Consider the following 16,359-nt stretch of genomic DNA (forward strand, 5'->3'; position numbering starts at 1 on the left):
CCGGCGCTGCGGAATCGGGTCGGGCACCGGGACCGCGGCGATCAGGCACCGGGCGCAGTCCGCGCCGGGGCGCAGGAGATTCGTCACGCCCAAGCCCCGTTCCGCCGAGGACAAGGGCAGCCCGGCATTCCGTGGGACACCGATGTTGCGGGACCGGCGCTGCGGAATCGGGTCGGGCACCGGGACCGCGGCGATCAGGCACCGGGCGCAGTCCGCGCCGGGGCGCAGGAGATTCGTCACGCCCAAGCCCCGTTCCGCCGAGGACGAGGGCGGCCCGGCATTCCGTGCGACGCCGACGTTGCGGGACCGGGGCTTCGCCGATGGGACGCCGGGCGTGGCCCGCACCGGGACGCAGAGAGGTCGTCATGCCGAGGTCCCCGTTCCGCCCACCGCCGACGCGGGCCGCCGTTGCATCCGACGATGGCGCTGCACCACCGGATCCGGCACCGGCACGGCCGCAATCAGGCGCCGTGTGTAGTCCGTGCCGGGGTGCAGGAGGGTCGTCTCCGTCGGGCCCTGTTCCTCGACCTGCCCCGCCCGCATCACGACCACGCGCTGTGCGAACTGCTGGACCACGGCGAGGTCGTGGGACACGAACAGGCAGGCGAAGCCCAGTTCGTCCTGGAGTTCGGTGATGACTTCGAGGACCGTCTGCTGGACGCTCACATCGAGGGCACTGGTCGGTTCGTCGGCCACCAGAAGCCGTGGTTCGAGGACGAGCGCGCGGGCCAGGCTGACCCTCTGCCGTTGCCCGCCGGACAGCTCGCGCGGGCCGCGCCCCGCCAACTCCCTTGGCAGGCGGACCCGTTCGAGCACCTCCGCCACCCTCGCCCGGCGCTCCGCCGCCGGCATGCCCCTGCGGTGGACGCGCAGCGGCTCGGCGACGCATTCGCCGACGCTCATCCGGGCGTCCAGGGAGGCCACCGGGTCCTGGAGGACCACACCGACCCCGGCCAGCAGGGCGCGCCTTGCGCGTCCCCGGGCCCGGCCCAGGTCGGTGCCGAAGAGCGCGACCGAGCCGGACGTCGGCGGGACAAGGCCGAGGGCGACCCGGGCGGCCGTCGACTTGCCGGAGCCGGACTCGCCGACCAGGCCCACGGTTTCGCCGGGGGCGACGGTGAGGGAGACGTCCTGGAGGGCCCGTACGGCACGGCGGCCTCGGCCGAAGTGGACGGAGATGTCCCGGAGTTCGACCACCGGAGGGGCGGTGGGGACCCCGGGTGCCGCCGCAGGCGCATCTCCCGGATCGGCGACCGTCAGTCTCTTGGGACCGGCGCCCGGGAGCCGCTCCGGGCCGTCCCCCGACTCAGCCACCGTCATGCCCTCGGAGCCAGAACCGGAGAACCGCCCCAGTCCCTCCCCCGACTCAGCAACCCTGAGTCGCGGCACAGCCGACAGCAATCGGCGCGTGTACTCGTGCGCGGGGCGCAGCAGCACCTCCTCGACCGGTCCCGTCTCGACGATCTCCCCCTGAAGCATCACGGCGACCCGGTCGGCGAAGTCCGCGACCACGCCCATGTTGTGCGTGACGAGCAGGACGCCGGTGCCGGAGTCGGCGGCCAGGGCGCGCAGGAGGTCGAGGATCTCGGCCTGGACGGTGACGTCGAGGGCGGTGGTCGGTTCGTCGGCGATGAGCAGGCCGGGCGAGTTGGCGATGGCCATGGCGATGACGACGCGTTGGCGCTGGCCGCCGGACAGTTGGAAGGGGAAGGCGGAGGCCCGCTGTTCGGGGTCGGGGATGCCGACGCGGCGCAGGAGGGCGATCGCTTCCGCCGCGGCCTCCTTGGCGGAGACGGGGCGATGGTTGCGTACGACCTCGGCGATCTGCGCGCCGATCCGGGTGAGCGGGTCGAGGGCGGTGGCGGGTTCCTGGAACACCATCGACGCCGTACGGCCACGCAGGCGGGACAGGTCGGCCTCGCCGGCGCCGACGACGTCCACTCCCCCGATGTCGACCCGGCCCGACGCCCGGGCGTTGCCCGACAACAGCCCCAGGGCGGCGAGCGCGACCGTCGACTTGCCGGAGCCCGACTCGCCGACGAGGGCGAGGGTTTCACCGGGGCGGACGTGCAGCGACACCTCGCGGACGGCGGGTACGTCGCCGGTCTCCGTGGTGAAGGTGACGTCCAGGTTCTCGATCTCCAGGATGTTCATCCACGCCCCTTGACGTCGAAGGCGTCGCGCAGCCCGTCGCCGATCGCGTTGAACGCGCAGACGACGAGGATGATGGCGAGGCCCGGCGGAACGATGAGCCACCAGCGGCCCGAGTACGCGGCGGTGAGGCCGGCCGACAGCATGCCGCCCCAGTCGGTCGACGGCGGCTGGACACCGAGCCCGAGATAGGAGACGTACGCGACGAGCAGGATCGCATCGGCGACCTGGAAGGTGGCCGCGACGACGATCGTCGACACCGAGTTGGGCAGGATGTGCCGGGCGATGGCGCGGGCGTGAGTGCCGCCGATCGCGCGCAGGGTGAGGACGTAGTCCCGATTCTTCAGGGTCAGGGTTTCCGCTCTGATCAGGCGGGACGGTACGAGCCACGACACCAGGCCCAGGATGACGATCAGGCCCAGGGTGTCCGGAGTCGTGATCGCGGAGACCACGAGCAGGATGAACAGCGCCGGGATCGCGATGCCAGCGTCGACGACCCGCATCATCACCGCGTCGATCCAGCCGCCCGCGTACCCCGCGACCGCGCCCCACAACGTGCCGATGACGGTGGCGAGGATCCCGGCGGCGAGCCCGACGAGGAGGGACACCTTCCCGCCGTACATCAGTCGCCCGAGTTCGTCGTGGCCGACGGCGTCCGTGCCGAGCCAATGGGAGCCGTTCGGGGCGAGGTTGACCTGGGTGAGGTCGGTGTGGGTCTGGTCGGTGGAGTAGAGGAGCGGGCCCACGAAGCAGAAGAGGAGGAAGAGGACGACCACTGCCAGTCCGGCGACCGCGAGTCGGTTGCGTGTGAACCGGCGTAGCGGCAGGCGGTATCCGGCGACCGCCTCCGTCGGTGGGGTCGTCGTTTGCAGTACGGCGCTCATGCTCGGCCTGCCTTCACTCGGGGGTCGACCAGTCGCTGCGCGATGTCGGCGAGCAGCGTGCCGACTACGGTCGCGACCGAAATGACGAGGACACAGCCGAGCAGCACCGGATAGTCGGAGGACTGGGCCGCGCTCCAGAACAGCAGCCCCATTCCCGGGTAGTTGAAGAGCTGCTCGACGACGAGGGCGCCGCCGAAGAGCACGGGCACGTAGTAGCCGAGCATCGCGACGACGGGCGTGAGGGAGTTGCGGAAGACGTGCCGGCGCAGGATGGCGCCCTGTCGTGAGCCACCGGCCCGCGCGGTGCGGACGTAGTCCTCGGAGAGGTTCTCCAGAGTCGCGGCACGCATGTAGCGGCTGAAGACGGCGACCATCGAGGCGGCGCCGGCGACGACCGGCAGGACCAACGCGTTCGGCTGGGAGAGGACTTGCCCAAGCGTCTCGCCCTGAGGTGCCTGGGACGGGAACCAGGGCAGCAGTTGGGTGAAGACCAGCACCAGGATCAGGCCGAGGAAGTACACGGGTGTCGCGTACGCGACGAAGCCGAGCGTGGTGATGACGTAGTCGACGGGCTTGTTGCGCCGGACCGCCTGCCACATGCCGAGCGGGATCGCGAGCAGCAGCCCGACGAACGCGGACAGGACTGTGAGGACGAGGGTCTTGGGCAGGCGCTGCTCGATGAGGGTGGAGACGGATTCGTTGAGGGTGTACGAGGTGCCCAGGTCGCCGTGGAGCAGGGTGCCCAGGTAGTGGACGTACTGGACGGGCAGCGCCTGGTCCAGGCGCTGTTCGTGGTTGAAGGCGGCGATCTGCTGGGCGGTGGCCTGCGGGCCGAGGATCCCGCGTGCGGGACCCCCGGGCAGCGCGTGCAGGAGGCAGAAGACCACCACGGTCACGATGAGGATCACCGCGAGTGCCTGGAGGATCCGCCGGGTCAGGTAGAGAAAGGTGTCCATGCGAGGGGCCTCAGCTGGTCCACTTCCACTGGGCGGGGTGGAAGTTGGCGAGCGAGTCCTGGGAGAAGCCGCCGAGGCCGTTCTTGACGACGGAGATCTGGTAGACGGGCTCGGGCAGCCAGACCACGGGCAGGTCCTTGGCGAGGGCCGAACTGTAGTCCTGGATGGCCTGGTTGGACGTGGACGTGGTGGAGGCGGTGATGAGCTTGTCGACGTCCGGGTTGGAGTAGTTGCCGAAGTTCGAGCCGCCCTTGGTCTGGAAGAGCGAGTCGCCGGTCGGGAAGGCGTTGAAGTACCAGCTGCCCGCCGTGCCGAAGAAGGACAGCTGCCACTTGCAGATGGCCTGGCTCGCGGTGCACTGCGGGGTCTGCGCCAGCACGGAGTTGACGGGGGCGGTCTTGATGGAGAACTTGATGCCGGTCTTCGCGAGGGACGACTGGATCGCGCTCATCATGTTGTCGGTCACGGTCGAACCGGACTGCGACAGCACCTGCATCTCGAACTTCGTTCCCTTGGCGACGCCTTCACCGCACTGGGCCGCTCCTGTGCCCGCGTCCGTGCAGACCATGACCCCGCCCTGTTCCGTCCAACCGTGGCCGGTGAGAAGGGACTTGGCCTCCTCGGTGGAGAAGGGGTACGGGTTGCTCTTCTGGGTGGCGGAGAGGAAGTCGGAGGACTGGGCCTGCGGTATCGGGCCGTAGCCCGGCACGGCGGTGCCGTTGAAGATGACCTTGGCGAGACCGGCCTGGTCGATGGACTTCTGAACGGCCTGGCGGGCGTACAGCTGCTTGAACACGGCGCCCATGGTGGGGTTGTTGAAGTTGTACGGCAGATAGGTGATCGCCCAGCCGGACCAGGGCTGCACGGCGTAGCCCCGGTTGGTGAAGCTGTCCTTCTGGTCGAGGTCGGTGGCCTCGATGTAGCCGTAGTCGACGCTTCCGGAGCGCAGGGCGTTCTTCTCGGCGTCGGCCGTCGTGAACGGCAGCAGGTTCACGGTGGCGATGTTCGCCTTCTCACCGCCGTCGTACTTGGTGTTGGCTGCGAGGACGACCTTCCCGGACGTGGCGAACGACTTGATCGAGTAGGGGCCGCTGATGGTCTTCCACAGGGCGTCGCTGTCGTAGCCGGAGATGTTCTTCGCGGCCGTGTTGAGGTACGTCCACACCTGCTTGGCGCCCGCGGCCGTACGGTCGGCGTCCGAGACGGCGGCCGAGGCGCCGGTCTTGTCCCAGGCGTGCTGCGGCAGCGGGGTGATCTGGCTCAGTTCGTTGGCCAGCATCCACTGGGAGTTGTAGGCCTGGTCGAAGGTGATCGTGAAGTGCCGGTCGTCGACGGTCTTGAACGCGGTCCAGTTGTCGGGGGCCTTGCCGGGGTTGTAGCCGGCCCACTCCGCCTTGTTCGCCTTGATGACGTTGAACCAGAACTCGACGTCCCGTGCCGTGATCGGCTTGCCGTCGCTCCAACTCCGGTCGCCGAGCGTGATGGTGACGCTCTTTCCGTCGGCGGCGAAGTCCGCGGCGGTGGCGATCGACGCCTTCTTGTTCCAGGCGATCTTCCCGGTGGATCCGTCGTACGCGATGAGCGGCTCCCACAGGCTGGCCGCTATCGAGTTGTTGTTGGTGTTGAGGTGCGCCGCCGTGCCGATCGGCAGGATCCAGTTCGGGGTGAAGTTCGCCGGCAGGGCGTAGTTGATGGAGTCCTTCGACGCGGACGACGTGTCACTCGTGCCGGAACAGCCTGCGAGCAGCAGCGCGCTCGCCGAGACGATGACACCGGCGACGAGCGCGGTGCGAGCAGGGGACGACATGGTTCTCCTCGGATCACCGGAGATGTGAAGTGCGATCGATGAGCCAGTCAACGACTCGCGGGTACGAAGAAACAGGCGCCCCGCTGTAAAAAGCCTGTTTCTGCTGTTCTGGAAAAAGCCGAAGGGCGCGATCGGCGACCTATGCTCGTCACCCGCAGCCCCGTCGTCGGAAGTTACTTCGCCCATGACCGAAAAAAGTGCCCCGCACCGAAGGACCTCCCCCGGTGTCTCCTCGCTGGCCGAGCGCGTGCTCGAACTGCTGTCCTCCGGGCAGGCGACGACCCGGACCGAGCTGGCCGATCTGCTCGGCGCCGCGCCCTCGACGATCTCCTTCACCGTCGGCCAGCTGGTGACCCACGGGCTGGTCGCGGAGCACGGCACCCGGTCCTCCACGGGCGGGCGGCCCCGGAAGGTGCTGCGGCTCGGCGGCAGCGACGGGTTCGCGGTCGCGGCGGACCTGGGCAGCAGGCATGCCCGGGTCGGGGTGGTGTTCCCCGGGGGCGGGCTCACCGATGTGTCGACGGTGCCGTTCGCCACCGCCGAGGGCCCGGAGGCGGCGCTGCCCGGTCTCGCCGAGACCCTGGAGACACTGGCAGCCCGGCACGGCCGGGAGCTGCTGCGGGGTGTCGGGCTGTGTCTGCCGGGCCCGGTGGACGTCGAGTCGGGCGTCGTCACCCTCCCGGCCCGGATGCCCGGCTGGAACAGGTTTCCGGTGCGGGCCTGGCTGGAGGACCGCTTCGGTGTCCCGGCGGCGATCGAGAACGACGCCAACTGCATGGCCGTCGGCGAGCACAGCGTCCAGCCCGCCGAACGGCGCCAGTCGATCATGGTGAAGATGGGTTCCGGCATCGGCGCCGGTGTCATCGCCGACGGCCGGCTGTACCGGGGCGGCACCGGAGCGGCCGGCGAGATCACCCACGTCCGCGTCGAGAACGAGAACGGCACACCCTGTTCGTGCGGCAACACCGGCTGCCTGGAGACGGTCGCGTCGGGTGCGGCGCTGGTGCGGATCCTGCGGGAGCGGGGCGCCCGGGTCGACTCCATCGAGGACGTGGTCAAGCTGGCCATGGACGCCGACCCGGAGGCGACGGGTGCGGTGCGCCGGGCGGGCCGCTATCTCGGCACGGTCCTGTCGGCGAACGTCAACTTCTTCAACCCCGACGCGGTGTATCTCGGGGGTCTGCTGTCGACGCTGGAGCCGTTCGTGGCAGCGGTGCGCAGTCAGCTGTACGAGGGCTGCCATCCCCTCGTCACCGAGCAGCTGGTGATCGAGCGGGCGAGTCTCGGCGCCGACGCCGGACTGGTCGGCGCGGGCCAGTTCGCGCTGCAACGGGCGCTGGCGCGTGCTCTGGAGGCCCTCACCGGGCCCTCTCCTTCCCCTCACTCCTGAACCCCTGCCGAGGAGCCATGCCCCAGTCCCGTACCGCCATAGCCCGCCCGGTGATCGCCGTCGCCGGGCTCGGTATCGAGTCGTCGACCTTCTCCCCCGCACGCACCGAGGCGCCCGCCTTCCATCCGCAGCGCGGCGCGGACGTCCTCACGCGTTACCCGTTCCTGGCTCCCGGTGAACCGCTGCGGGAGGCGGCCGAGTGGCGGGGAGCGCTGGTCGGCAAGGCACTCCCCGGCGGGACGGTGACGGCTGCCGCCTTCGCTCTGCTCTCCGACGAACTCATCGACTGCTTGCGGGAGTTGGGTCCCGTCGACGGCCTCTGGTACGACATCCACGGCGCGATGACGGTGGAGGGCGTCGACGACGCTGAGGTGGTCCTGCTGGAGCGGATCCGGGAGGTCGTCGGCCCGGACGCGATCGTGTCCACGTCCATGGATCTGCACGGCAATGTGTCGCGCGAACTCGCCCACCAGAGCGATCTGATCACCTGCTACCGGATGGCCCCGCACGAGGACCACATGGAGACGAAGGAGCGGGCGGTACGGAACCTGGTGGACGTCCTGGTCAGCGGCGCCCCTCGGCCGGTCAAGGCCTGGATCCCGGTGCCGGTGCTGCTGGCCGGTGAGCAGACCTCGACGCGGATCGAGCCCGCGCGGAGCGTGTACGCGGCCGTCGACGAGGTCGAGGCGACCGACGGTGTGCTGGACGCCGCGATCTGGGTCGGATACGCGTGGGCGGACGAGCCGCGCAACCGGGCGGCGGTCGTCGTCACCGGGTTCGACGAAGCAGCGGTTTCCGCCGGTGCCGAGCGGCTGGCACGCGGCTTCTGGGAGGCGCGGAGCAGGTTCGCGTTCGTCGCGCCGACGGGCTCACTGGACGCGTGTCTGGACGAGGCGCTCGCGTCGGACGCCCGGCCGTACTTCATCAGCGACACCGGCGACAACCCGACGGCGGGCGGTGCGGGGGATGTGACCTGGGGGCTCGGGCGCGTCCTGGACCGGCCCGAGTTCAAGGACCCGGACGGGCCGGCCGTGATCTACGCATCCGTGCCGGGGCCCGCCGCCGTCGAGGCAGCGGTGGCGGCGGGCGTCGGGGCGGTTGTCACGGTCACCGCCGGTGCGGAGGTGGACGACCGGCATGCCGGGCCGCTCACCATGACCGGGGTCGTGCACGCGGTGCGGCACGGGGACCGGGACGCCGGGACCGAGGTCGTGCTGCGGGTCGGCAGCGTGCACGTGATCCTCACGCGGCTGCGGAAGCCGTACCACCACGAGCACGACTTCACCGACCTGGATCTTGATCCGCGCGGTGCCGATCTTGTCCTCGTCAAGATCGGCTATCTCGAGCCTGAGCTGTTCGACATGGCTGTGGGGTGGAAGCTGGCGTTGACCCCCGGTGGGGTTGACCAGGATCTGGGGCGGTTGGGGCACCGGCGGATTCGGCGGCCCATGTTTCCGTTCGATCCGGAGATGGAGGCGCCTGACCTCGCGGCAAGGATCATTCCGCCGTCCGACGAGCCGCTGGGCGGGGCCGACGAATAGGGGCCTCGTGGCGGTGCGGGGTGCGCGCGGGGCGTGGGCTGTGCATGGTGGTAGGGAGTCCGGTCGAGCAAGGAGACGTCATGCCGATCAAGCGCTCTGATTCGTCCTCTCCGTCCGACGACAGCACGACCCCGGACGCCCTGCTGCACACCGGTTCCGAGCACGGGGCGTCCGCCGAGGATCTGGTGCTTGCGACGGGACGTGATGTGACTCCGCGAAGTCTGGCGTGGGCGGAGCGGAAGTTGGCGGAGGAGGGGTCTGCTGCGTTGGACAAGTTGCTGCCGTAGGGGTTCATTTTCGGCTGCGGCCGGTGGGGGCTGGTCGCGCAGTTCCCCGCGCCCCTAGACGAGTCATTCCGATGTGATCAGTGGTCATAAGCAATCAAGGACCGGATGACGGGCTGGCCGGTCTTGTGGTTGTGCCAGATCGCGGCGGCCATCGCGAGGATGCGTTGGGCGACGCGGACGGCGACACCTTCGAAGGTCCGGCCGCCGTGCTGTTCCAGGTCGAGCTGGCCTTTGAGGGTGTCGTTGACCGACTCGATCAGCTGCCGCACCGACTTCAGGAGGCTCTCCCCTCTGCGCTTCCTCTCGCGCTTGAACGACGGCCGCAGCAACTCCGAGCCCCGGAAGGCCAGATCGGCCTCGAACTCCCTGGAGGCGAAGCCCTTGTCCGCGATGACCAGCAGGCCCGGCCGGTCCGTGGCCAGGTGCGGTTCGCGGTCCAGCATCGCCGACAGCACCTCCCGCTCGTCCAGTTTCGGGTTCGCCAGTGCCCACAGGACGGGCATCCCGGTCGGGGTGCACACCAGGAACAGGCGCAGGCCCCAGAAGAACCGGGAGTGCGAGGCGCAGTACCCGTATCCGGCCCAGCCGGCCATGTCCGACCGCTTCACCGTCGGACGCGAGCGGCCGCACTCCACCGGCGTGGAGTCGATGATCCAGTGGTTGTCGAACCAGAAGTCCGTGTCGACGGCCAGCAGTCGTATTGCCTTCTTGACCAGCGGCAACGCGGCCCGCAGCCGCTTGTTCCAGCCCGGCTGCCTGGGAACGTAGGGGAACATCGCTCCCAGCCGGGAGTCCACGAACCGCAGCCAGCGCGACTCCGAGGTGAAGCCCAGCAGCGCCTGTGCGACCGCAAGGGTGACCAGCTCGGAATCCGTCAGCCGCGGCGGTCGGCCAAGCCATCGGGTACCTCCGATCTCGTCGTCGATCTTCACGTACAGTGCGGTCAGCAGGGCGTCTAGGTTGTTCGTCACACAACGATCTTGGACGCCCTGTCTGCGTTCCCGGACGCACCGTCAACATTCGGAATGACTCGTCTAGAAGCAGGCACGTTGTCGGACTGCGCGACTTCGACGGGCCGCCTAGTTCTGCTGCACCGCCATCGGATCGAAGGTGATCCTGGTACGTACGCCGTGCTCTGCCCAGGTCACCTCGACCGTCGTGTCCGTCACCTCGACCTCGGAGATCACCTGCTCGGGTACCAGCGGGGTCGGGTCCGCCGTGAGAGTCGCCAGAGCCACGTACAGGGACGCGCCCTCGCCCGTCAGGCGGGGGACGACGGCCCAGCGGGTGTAGGCCGTGCCCTGGGGGGCTCGGGTCTCCTCCGCCTCCGGGGTCCAGCCGTACAGGCCGTGCAGGGTCGACGTCACCGCCTCCTCCGGGCCCGTCGCCCAGCCGGTGTGCGTGACGCGCGCCCCGGGCGGGGCGCCGATCACCCGGTGTACGCGCAGTTCGTGGCGGCCTCGTACGACCGTGATGCTCTCCACCCGCAGGCCCGGCACCATCGGCGGGCCCGCGGTGAAGACCGGACGGTGCCAGGAGGCCGCCCAGCCCCAGTCGTCGCCGTGGCCCGCGCCCAGGGGGTGGATACGGCGGCGCACGCTGCCCCGGCCGGCGATCTCCACGGAGAGATGGTTGTCGGCGATGTTGGCGGGAGCGGTCGGTCCTGAGTGGGTCGAGTAGGCCTGGCGGCCGTAGTGCGGGTCGTTCTCGGCCGCCGTCTCGCCCTCGTGCGGGCGGACGTGGTCGCTGCCGTGGTTGTGGAGTCGTACGATCCCGTCCGCGCGGGTCGACTGCACCAGCAGGCCGGGGGCGGGCAACGCCAGCACCCGGTCGCTCTCCTCCACCGGTGCCTGTTCCTCGCGGGCCGTCCAGAGGGGGGCGTCGGCGGGTGCGAGCAGGGAGACGAAGGCCTTCGAGGCCCAGTACGGGGATGCCGGGCCCGAGTACGTCTGGAGGGTCGCCTGGTGGGCGCCGTGCCAGCCGAGTGTCAGCAGGCCGTCCTCGGTCAGGGCGCCCCGGTCCAGGAAGTGGCGAAGGCTGCCGCTGATGAGGCGGCGGCTCGTTCCGGGGGTGAGCGGGGTGTCGCCGGTGAGGGCGCCCAGGCCTACGGCAGCAGAGGCGGCGAAGCGGTACGACAGGGAGCGGCCGAAGTGGATCGGCGCGCCGTCTCCGCCGAACATCAGCGCGAAGCCGTCGAGGTGTTCTCGCAGGCGGGGGCCGTACAACGCCGACAGGTCCCGGTCGTCGCCCAGGTACGCGTCCAGCACCGGGTACAGGTGCAGGGCCCAGCCGTTGTAGTGGTCGAAGGCCCGGCCGTCGCCGTCCGCGTACCAGCCGTCGCCCCGGTACCAGGTCTCCATCAGCTCTTGGGCGCGTTCGCGGGACCTCGTCGTCTCCGCGTCGCCGCGCCCGACCGACTCGAGGAAACCGGCGACCGTGTACGGGAAGAGGTACCAGTTGTTCGGGGCCGGCGTGTGGCGCAGTGAGCCGCGCAGCCATTCCTCCGCGCGGTCCTGTACGGCTGAGTCGAGCCGTTTCCACAGCCAGGGCGCCGTCAGGCGCAGCCCGAGCGCCACTGAGGCCGACTCGACCATCGGCTGGCCCTGGACGTCGTGGTCGAGGATGAGCGGCCAGGACTCGGTGTCCGCGCGGCCGGGGGTGCGGGTGCCCGCCGTGAGGCCCTGGGCGTAGCGGTCGAGCCAGCCGTGCGGGTCGTCGCCGTCCGCGCCCGCGACACGGAAGGCGGCGGCGAGGAAGGTGCGGGCGTAGCCTTCGAGTCCGTCGGAGCGCACGCCCGAGCGTGACGGCACGCCGGGCAGGTCGAGCAGGGCGCCGCCGGGGGTGCTCCAGCGCCAGGCGGCGGCCAGCAGTCCGTCGGCCACGGCCTCCCAGTGGGCCCGCGTGTAGCCGGTGTGCGGGCTCGACTCGCGGTCCTCGGGCGGGAGTTCGAAGGGGATACCGCTGCTGCTGTTGCGGGTCGTGCTGCTCATGCGAGGAAGGCCAGCCTTTCGCGTCGTACGGGATGGCGGAATCCGGCGCCGGACGCCCAGTGTTCCGTCTCGCCGACGGCGAGGTCGGCAAGGCGGCGCCACTCGTTGCCCTGGGAACCGGCGAGGTGGGGGGTGAGGAGAGCGTCGGGGCAGGTCCACAACGGGTGCTCGGGCGGCAGGACTTCGGGGTCGGTGACATCGAGCACGGCCCGGATGCGGCGTTCCCGGACCGCGTCGGTGAGGGCGTCCTGGTCGACGACGCCTCCTCGGGCGGTGTTGATGAACACGGCGCCCGGGCGCATGGAGTCGAGCAGGGCGCGGCTCACCAGGCCCCGGGTGGCGGGCAGCAGGGGGGTGTGCAGGCTGACCGTGTCGGAGCGGGCGAACAGGGCGTCCAACTCGACGCGTTTCACGCCTAGTTCGGCCGCTTCGGCGTCGGTGACGTAGGGGTCGTACAGGAGGATCTCGAAGTCGTGGGGGTGCAGGAGTTCGATGACTCGGCGGCCGACCAGGGAGGCGGAGACGATGCCCACGGTGCGGCGGTAGTTGCCGATCGTGCGGGAGGTGCGCAGCCAGTCGTCCCGGGTCTGGGTGGTGACGTACGCCTGGGCCCGTTCCAGGACGTGTTTGCCGGTGAGCAGGATCATGGCGAGGGTGTACTCGGCGACTGGCAGGGCGTTCGCGGCGGCGGCGGACGACACCTCGATGCCGCGCTCCCAGCAGGCCTCGGTGACATGCGGGCGGACACTGCCCGCCGTGTGTACGACCGCCCGCAGCCGGGGTGCCGCCGCGAGGGCGTCGGCGTCGAGGGCGGGGCAGCCCCAGCCGGTGACGAGGAGGTCGACGTCGGCGAGGATCTTGCGGGCGCGTTCGGTGCCGAAGTCGTCCAGGACCGGCAGCGGGGCGAGGTCACAGACGGTCGCGAGAGCGTCCAGCGAGGCGGGGTCGAGGACGGCGGCTGCGGCGTCCGGGGACATGGCGAGGGCGGCGCGGGGGCGGAAGCCGGGGCCCGGCGAGGACACGGTCATTCGGGGTCGGGTACTCCTTACTGGTCGACAACTTAGACAACTCCGGTACGACGACCGCTACTTGCTCATTTCACCGAGCCCGCTGTCAGGCCGCTGCGCCAGAAGCGTTGCAGCAGGGCGAAGGCGAGGATGAGCGGAATGACGGCGAGCAGGGAGCCCATGATCACCACGGGGTAGTACTCGGGCGACACGGAGGCCGAGCTGTTCCACTGGTACAGGCCGAGGCTGACGGGATAGAGGTCCTGGTCGGAGAGCATCACCATGGGCAGGAAGAAGTTGTTCCAGATGGCGGTGAGCTGGAAGAGGAAGACCGTGACCAGGCCGGGGCCGAGCATCCGCAGCGCCACCCGTACGTAGGTGGTGAGTTCGCCCGCTCCGTCGACGCGCGCGGCCTCCAGGACCTCGTCGGGGACATAGCCCTGGCTGAAGATCCGGCCGAGGTAGACGCCGAACGGGTTGAACAGGACGGGGATGAACACGGCCCAGTAGGTGTTGACGAGGCCGGCCTCCGAGGCCATCAGGTACAGCGGCAGCGCGAGCACCGTCTGCGGCACCATGACGGCCGCCAGGACCAGGCCGAACAGTTTCTCCTTGTGCCGGAAGCTGAACTTGTCGAAGGCGTAACCGCAGGCCACGCTCACCAGGGCACCGATCCCGGCACCGAGGACGGCGTACAGCAGGCTGTTGCCGTACCAGCGGCTGTACAGGCCGTCGTCCATCGCGAACAGGTCGCGCAGGTTCTGTACGAAGGAGAAGTCGCTCAGCGACAGCAGGTTGCTGCTGAACAGCGCGTCCCGGTTCTTCCCTGCGGCGAGGACCAGCCATAGGACGGGCAGCAGGGTGTAGAGGACGGAGAGCGCGACGACCACGTTGACCGTGGCCCGGCCGAGCAGGCGTGGGCGCATGAGGGTGCTGTCGCCGGTGCTCATCGGGCCGTCTCCTCGGGGGTGTTGGCGCGGCTGGTCCAGCGGGTGACGCCGTAGGACAGGGCGATCGTGCAGACGAGCAGGACGACCGAGGCGGCTGCCGCCAGGCTGTAGTTGTTGCGGGTGAAGGCGGCGTCGTAGATGTACATGCTGGGCGAGAAGCGGGAGTTGATCATCGGGGAGGACTGGCTGAGCAGCATGGGCTCGGTGAACAGCTGCAGCGCCCAGATGAGGGTGAAGATGGCGACCATGACGATCGATGTGCGGACCAGGGGTGTCTTGACCTGGAGTGCCGTACGGACCGGGCCCGCGCCGTCGACGACCGACGCCTCGATGACCTCGCGTGGTACGGCCTGGAGGGCGGCGTAGAAGACGACCATGTTGTAGCCGAGGTTGCTCCACAGGGCGATGTTCACGATCGACGGGAGCACGGTGTGGATGCCGAGGAAGTCGATGGTGATGTCGGCCTTGGCGAACAGGTCGATGACCGGGCTGATGCCGGGTGTGTAGAGGTACAGCCAGATGAGGGCGGCGATGATGCCGGGCACGGCGTGCGGCAGGAACAGGCCGAGCTGGGCCCAGGCGCGCAGCCGTACGACGCCGGAGTCGAGGAGCAGGGCGAGGGCGAGCGCGCCGATCACCATCAGGGGGATGTAGATCAGGCAGTACAGGGCGACCGTGCCGAGCCCGGACAGGAACGTCGGGTCGGTGAGGACGGCGGCGTAGCTGCGCAGGCCGACGAAGATGGTGCGTTCGGGGCCGAAGCCGAGGCCGGGCTGGTCGTCGCTGAAGAAGCTCAGGTAGATCGCCGTGCCGACGGGGATCAGGAAGACGGTGACGAGGAGGGCTAAGAAGGGGGCCATCAGGACGGCGCACGCGGCGAGTTGACGTCGGCGGGCCGCCTTGCGGGCGCGCAGGGTCGAGACGGGAGCGGCGGCGCGGGAGGCGGCGGCAGGCGCGGGGTGGTGGGCCTGGGTGGTCGCGGTCATGGGGTGTCACCTGCCTTTCGGGCGGCGGACCGTAAGGAGTTTCTGGCTCATGTGCTGTGCTGCGTGGTCGACAGGCCGAGGGCCTTCAGGTCGGGCATCGTGCCCTCCTGGGCCGCGCGTACGGAGTCGATGAGGGAGCCCTGGCCGCCGCCGACGCGGGCGAAGTTGTCCTGCATCACCCGCTGGGTGGCGGTGAAGCGGGGTCCCCAGACCCAGCCGTCGCGGATCTTGTGGGCCTCCTCCTCGAAGAGGGTGTAGATGTCCTGGCCGCCGTAGTAGGAGCGGTCGAAGGCCTCGCGGCCCACGGCGACCAGCTCGGACGCGGCCGGGTACTGGCTGCTGGTGCCGCTGGAGAGGCGGGCGCGCAGCGCGTCGGGGTGGGAGACCTGCCAGGCGATGAACTCCAGGGCGGCTTCCGGGTGTTGGCTGTCCTTGGTGACCGCGAAGGTGGAGCCGCCGTGGGTGCCGACGGACGGGCGGCCGGGATCCCACTGGGGCAGCGGGGCGATCCGCCACTGGCCGGCCTGCGCGGGCCGTGCCTTCATCTGGGCGCCTGCCTCCCAGGCCCCAGTGAGCCGGGTCAGGACGAGTCCGTCGGCGATCTGCGCGTCGGACTGTCTGCTCTCGACGGCGTTCATGAAGACGAGGTCCTCGTCGATGAGGCGCTGCCAGTAGGCGGCGACGCGCCGGGTGGGGGCGTCGGCGAGGGAGACGTTCCAGGCGCCGCGGGCGGTGTCGAACCACTGGGCGCCCGCCTGCCAGGAGTAGGCGGCGAACTGGGTGCCGCCGTCCGTGGGGAAGAGCACCAACCGTCGGCCGGGGAGTTTGCGGCGGACGGCGCGGGCCAGTTCCTCGAACTCCGCCCAGGTGCCCGGCACTTCGAAGCCGTGCTCGGCGAACAGGTCGGCGCGGTAGTGCATCACCATCGGTTCGACGTCCAACGGGACGCTGAACACACGCTGTTCGAAGGTGGTGAGGCCCAGGGCCTGTGGCAGCAGCTTGGCGCGCAGTTCGTCGCTGACCATCGAGGTGAGGTCGCGGGCGACGCCGTCGATGGCGAAGCCAGGCACCTGCGGGTATTCGATGGTGGCCACGTCGGGGGCGTTGCCCGCGCGGGCCGCGTTGCTGAGTTTGGCGTAGCCGCCCTGACCGCCGGACGGGACCTGCTGATAGTCGACCTGGATGCTGTCGTGGGTGCTGTTGAAGGCGTCCACCACCTCCTGGCTGCCGCGCAGCGCGGACCAGAAGGTGACGCGGGCGACTTGCCCGCTCCCGGCGCGCGAGGCGGAGTCCGCTCCCCCACTGCAGGCGCTCACGGCTCCTGCCAGCGGTAATGCGGCCGCCGCGGCGAGCACGGAACGACGGCTTCGTCGACGGGGGTTCTGTCGACCAGGCATGGGTGCCTCCCGT

Annotated in this window: 13 protein-coding genes; 3 read left to right on the forward strand and 10 right to left on the reverse strand. The window is 70.1% G+C overall.

Features of this window, described 5'->3' with window-relative positions; translation table 11 throughout:
• Positions 1-363: 363 nt before the first annotated feature.
• Genes LUX31_RS00890 through LUX31_RS00905 form a run of 4 tightly spaced genes read right to left on the reverse strand, consistent with a single transcriptional unit; the run spans position 364 to position 5,798 of the window.
• Positions 364-2,154 (reverse strand): dipeptide ABC transporter ATP-binding protein, encoded by a 1,791-nt coding sequence (locus LUX31_RS00890; RefSeq protein WP_235472578.1) that lies wholly within the window; start codon positions 2,152-2,154, stop codon positions 364-366.
• Positions 2,151-3,035, reverse strand: coding sequence for an ABC transporter permease (locus LUX31_RS00895; protein WP_235472579.1), 885 nt, complete (start codon positions 3,033-3,035; stop codon positions 2,151-2,153). Before LUX31_RS00895 ends, LUX31_RS00890 begins: the two co-directional genes overlap by 4 nt.
• Positions 3,032-3,991, reverse strand: coding sequence for an ABC transporter permease (locus LUX31_RS00900; protein WP_235472580.1), 960 nt, complete (start codon positions 3,989-3,991; stop codon positions 3,032-3,034). The genes LUX31_RS00895 and LUX31_RS00900 overlap by 4 nt, the downstream gene beginning before the upstream one ends.
• A 10-nt stretch (positions 3,992-4,001) precedes the next feature.
• Positions 4,002-5,798: a peptide ABC transporter substrate-binding protein gene (locus LUX31_RS00905; RefSeq protein WP_235472581.1), complete on the reverse strand. Its 1,797-nt coding sequence runs from the start codon at positions 5,796-5,798 to the stop codon at positions 4,002-4,004.
• Positions 5,799-5,982: 184 nt separating this feature from the next.
• Here LUX31_RS00905 and LUX31_RS00910 point away from each other — a divergent pair, with 184 nt between their 5' ends.
• The 3 genes from LUX31_RS00910 (at position 5,983) to LUX31_RS00920 (ending at position 9,016) form a co-directional block, all read left to right on the forward strand.
• Positions 5,983-7,188, forward strand: a complete 1,206-nt coding sequence (locus LUX31_RS00910; RefSeq protein ID WP_235472582.1) for an ROK family transcriptional regulator — start codon at positions 5,983-5,985, stop codon at positions 7,186-7,188.
• A 17-nt stretch (positions 7,189-7,205) separates the two neighbouring features.
• A complete protein-coding gene (locus tag LUX31_RS00915) occupies positions 7,206-8,729 on the forward strand; it encodes a M81 family metallopeptidase (protein WP_235472583.1) in 1,524 nt (507 codons plus the stop codon).
• Positions 8,730-8,809: 80 nt separating this feature from the next.
• On the forward strand, positions 8,810-9,016 hold the full coding sequence (locus tag LUX31_RS00920) for a hypothetical protein (protein ID WP_235472584.1): 207 nt from the start codon (positions 8,810-8,812) through the stop codon (positions 9,014-9,016).
• A gap of 77 nt (positions 9,017-9,093) precedes the next feature.
• On the opposite strand, the gene LUX31_RS00925 is transcribed toward LUX31_RS00920, so the two are convergent.
• The 6 genes from LUX31_RS00925 to LUX31_RS00950 all read right to left on the reverse strand — a co-directional run bounded on the left by LUX31_RS00925 (position 9,094) and on the right by LUX31_RS00950 (position 16,346).
• Positions 9,094-9,987, reverse strand: coding sequence for an IS982 family transposase (locus LUX31_RS00925; RefSeq protein WP_235472585.1), 894 nt, complete (start codon positions 9,985-9,987; stop codon positions 9,094-9,096).
• A 108-nt stretch (positions 9,988-10,095) separates the two neighbouring features.
• The gene (locus tag LUX31_RS00930) at positions 10,096-12,006 is read right to left on the reverse strand and encodes a DUF2264 domain-containing protein (protein WP_235472586.1); all 1,911 of its coding nucleotides are present in this window, start codon (positions 12,004-12,006) and stop codon (positions 10,096-10,098) included.
• On the reverse strand, positions 12,003-13,034 hold the full coding sequence (locus LUX31_RS00935) for a hydroxyacid dehydrogenase (RefSeq protein WP_235472587.1): 1,032 nt from the start codon (positions 13,032-13,034) through the stop codon (positions 12,003-12,005). The genes LUX31_RS00930 and LUX31_RS00935 overlap by 4 nt, the downstream gene beginning before the upstream one ends.
• A 65-nt stretch (positions 13,035-13,099) precedes the next feature.
• Complete coding sequence (locus tag LUX31_RS00940; protein ID WP_235472588.1) at positions 13,100-13,963, reverse strand: carbohydrate ABC transporter permease; 864 nt, start codon at positions 13,961-13,963, stop codon at positions 13,100-13,102.
• Positions 13,960-14,949 carry a carbohydrate ABC transporter permease gene (locus tag LUX31_RS00945; protein WP_235472589.1) on the reverse strand — a complete coding sequence of 330 codons (990 nt, stop codon included), beginning with the start codon at positions 14,947-14,949 and terminating at the stop codon, positions 13,960-13,962. The genes LUX31_RS00940 and LUX31_RS00945 overlap by 4 nt, the downstream gene beginning before the upstream one ends.
• A 47-nt stretch (positions 14,950-14,996) precedes the next feature.
• On the reverse strand, positions 14,997-16,346 hold the full coding sequence (locus LUX31_RS00950) for an ABC transporter substrate-binding protein (RefSeq protein ID WP_235472590.1): 1,350 nt from the start codon (positions 16,344-16,346) through the stop codon (positions 14,997-14,999).
• Positions 16,347-16,359 lie beyond the last annotated feature (13 nt).

It is taken from the genome of Streptomyces sp. GQFP, from assembly GCF_021545335.1.
In the GTDB taxonomy this organism is placed as follows: Bacteria; Actinomycetota; Actinomycetes; order Streptomycetales; family Streptomycetaceae; genus Streptomyces.

Bases quoted from the DNA above. Each gene is read 5' to 3' on its own strand.
- LUX31_RS00930 (WP_235472586.1), bottom strand. From the start codon at position 12,006: ATGAGCAGCACGACCCGCAACAGCAGCAGCGGTATCCCCTTCGAACTC.
- LUX31_RS00905 (WP_235472581.1), bottom strand. From the start codon at position 5,798: ATGTCGTCCCCTGCTCGCACCGCGCTCGTCGCCGGTGTCATCGTCTCG.
- LUX31_RS00910 (WP_235472582.1), top strand. From the start codon at position 5,983: ATGACCGAAAAAAGTGCCCCGCACCGAAGGACCTCCCCCGGTGTCTCC.
- LUX31_RS00940 (WP_235472588.1), bottom strand. From the start codon at position 13,963: ATGAGCACCGGCGACAGCACCCTCATGCGCCCACGCCTGCTCGGCCGG.
- LUX31_RS00935 (WP_235472587.1), bottom strand. From the start codon at position 13,034: ATGACCGTGTCCTCGCCGGGCCCCGGCTTCCGCCCCCGCGCCGCCCTC.
- LUX31_RS00900 (WP_235472580.1), bottom strand. From the start codon at position 3,991: ATGGACACCTTTCTCTACCTGACCCGGCGGATCCTCCAGGCACTCGCG.
- LUX31_RS00945 (WP_235472589.1), bottom strand. From the start codon at position 14,949: ATGACCGCGACCACCCAGGCCCACCACCCCGCGCCTGCCGCCGCCTCC.
- LUX31_RS00920 (WP_235472584.1), top strand. From the start codon at position 8,810: ATGCCGATCAAGCGCTCTGATTCGTCCTCTCCGTCCGACGACAGCACG.
- LUX31_RS00950 (WP_235472590.1), bottom strand. From the start codon at position 16,346: ATGCCTGGTCGACAGAACCCCCGTCGACGAAGCCGTCGTTCCGTGCTC.
- LUX31_RS00890 (WP_235472578.1), bottom strand. From the start codon at position 2,154: ATGAACATCCTGGAGATCGAGAACCTGGACGTCACCTTCACCACGGAG.
- LUX31_RS00895 (WP_235472579.1), bottom strand. From the start codon at position 3,035: ATGAGCGCCGTACTGCAAACGACGACCCCACCGACGGAGGCGGTCGCC.
- LUX31_RS00915 (WP_235472583.1), top strand. From the start codon at position 7,206: ATGCCCCAGTCCCGTACCGCCATAGCCCGCCCGGTGATCGCCGTCGCC.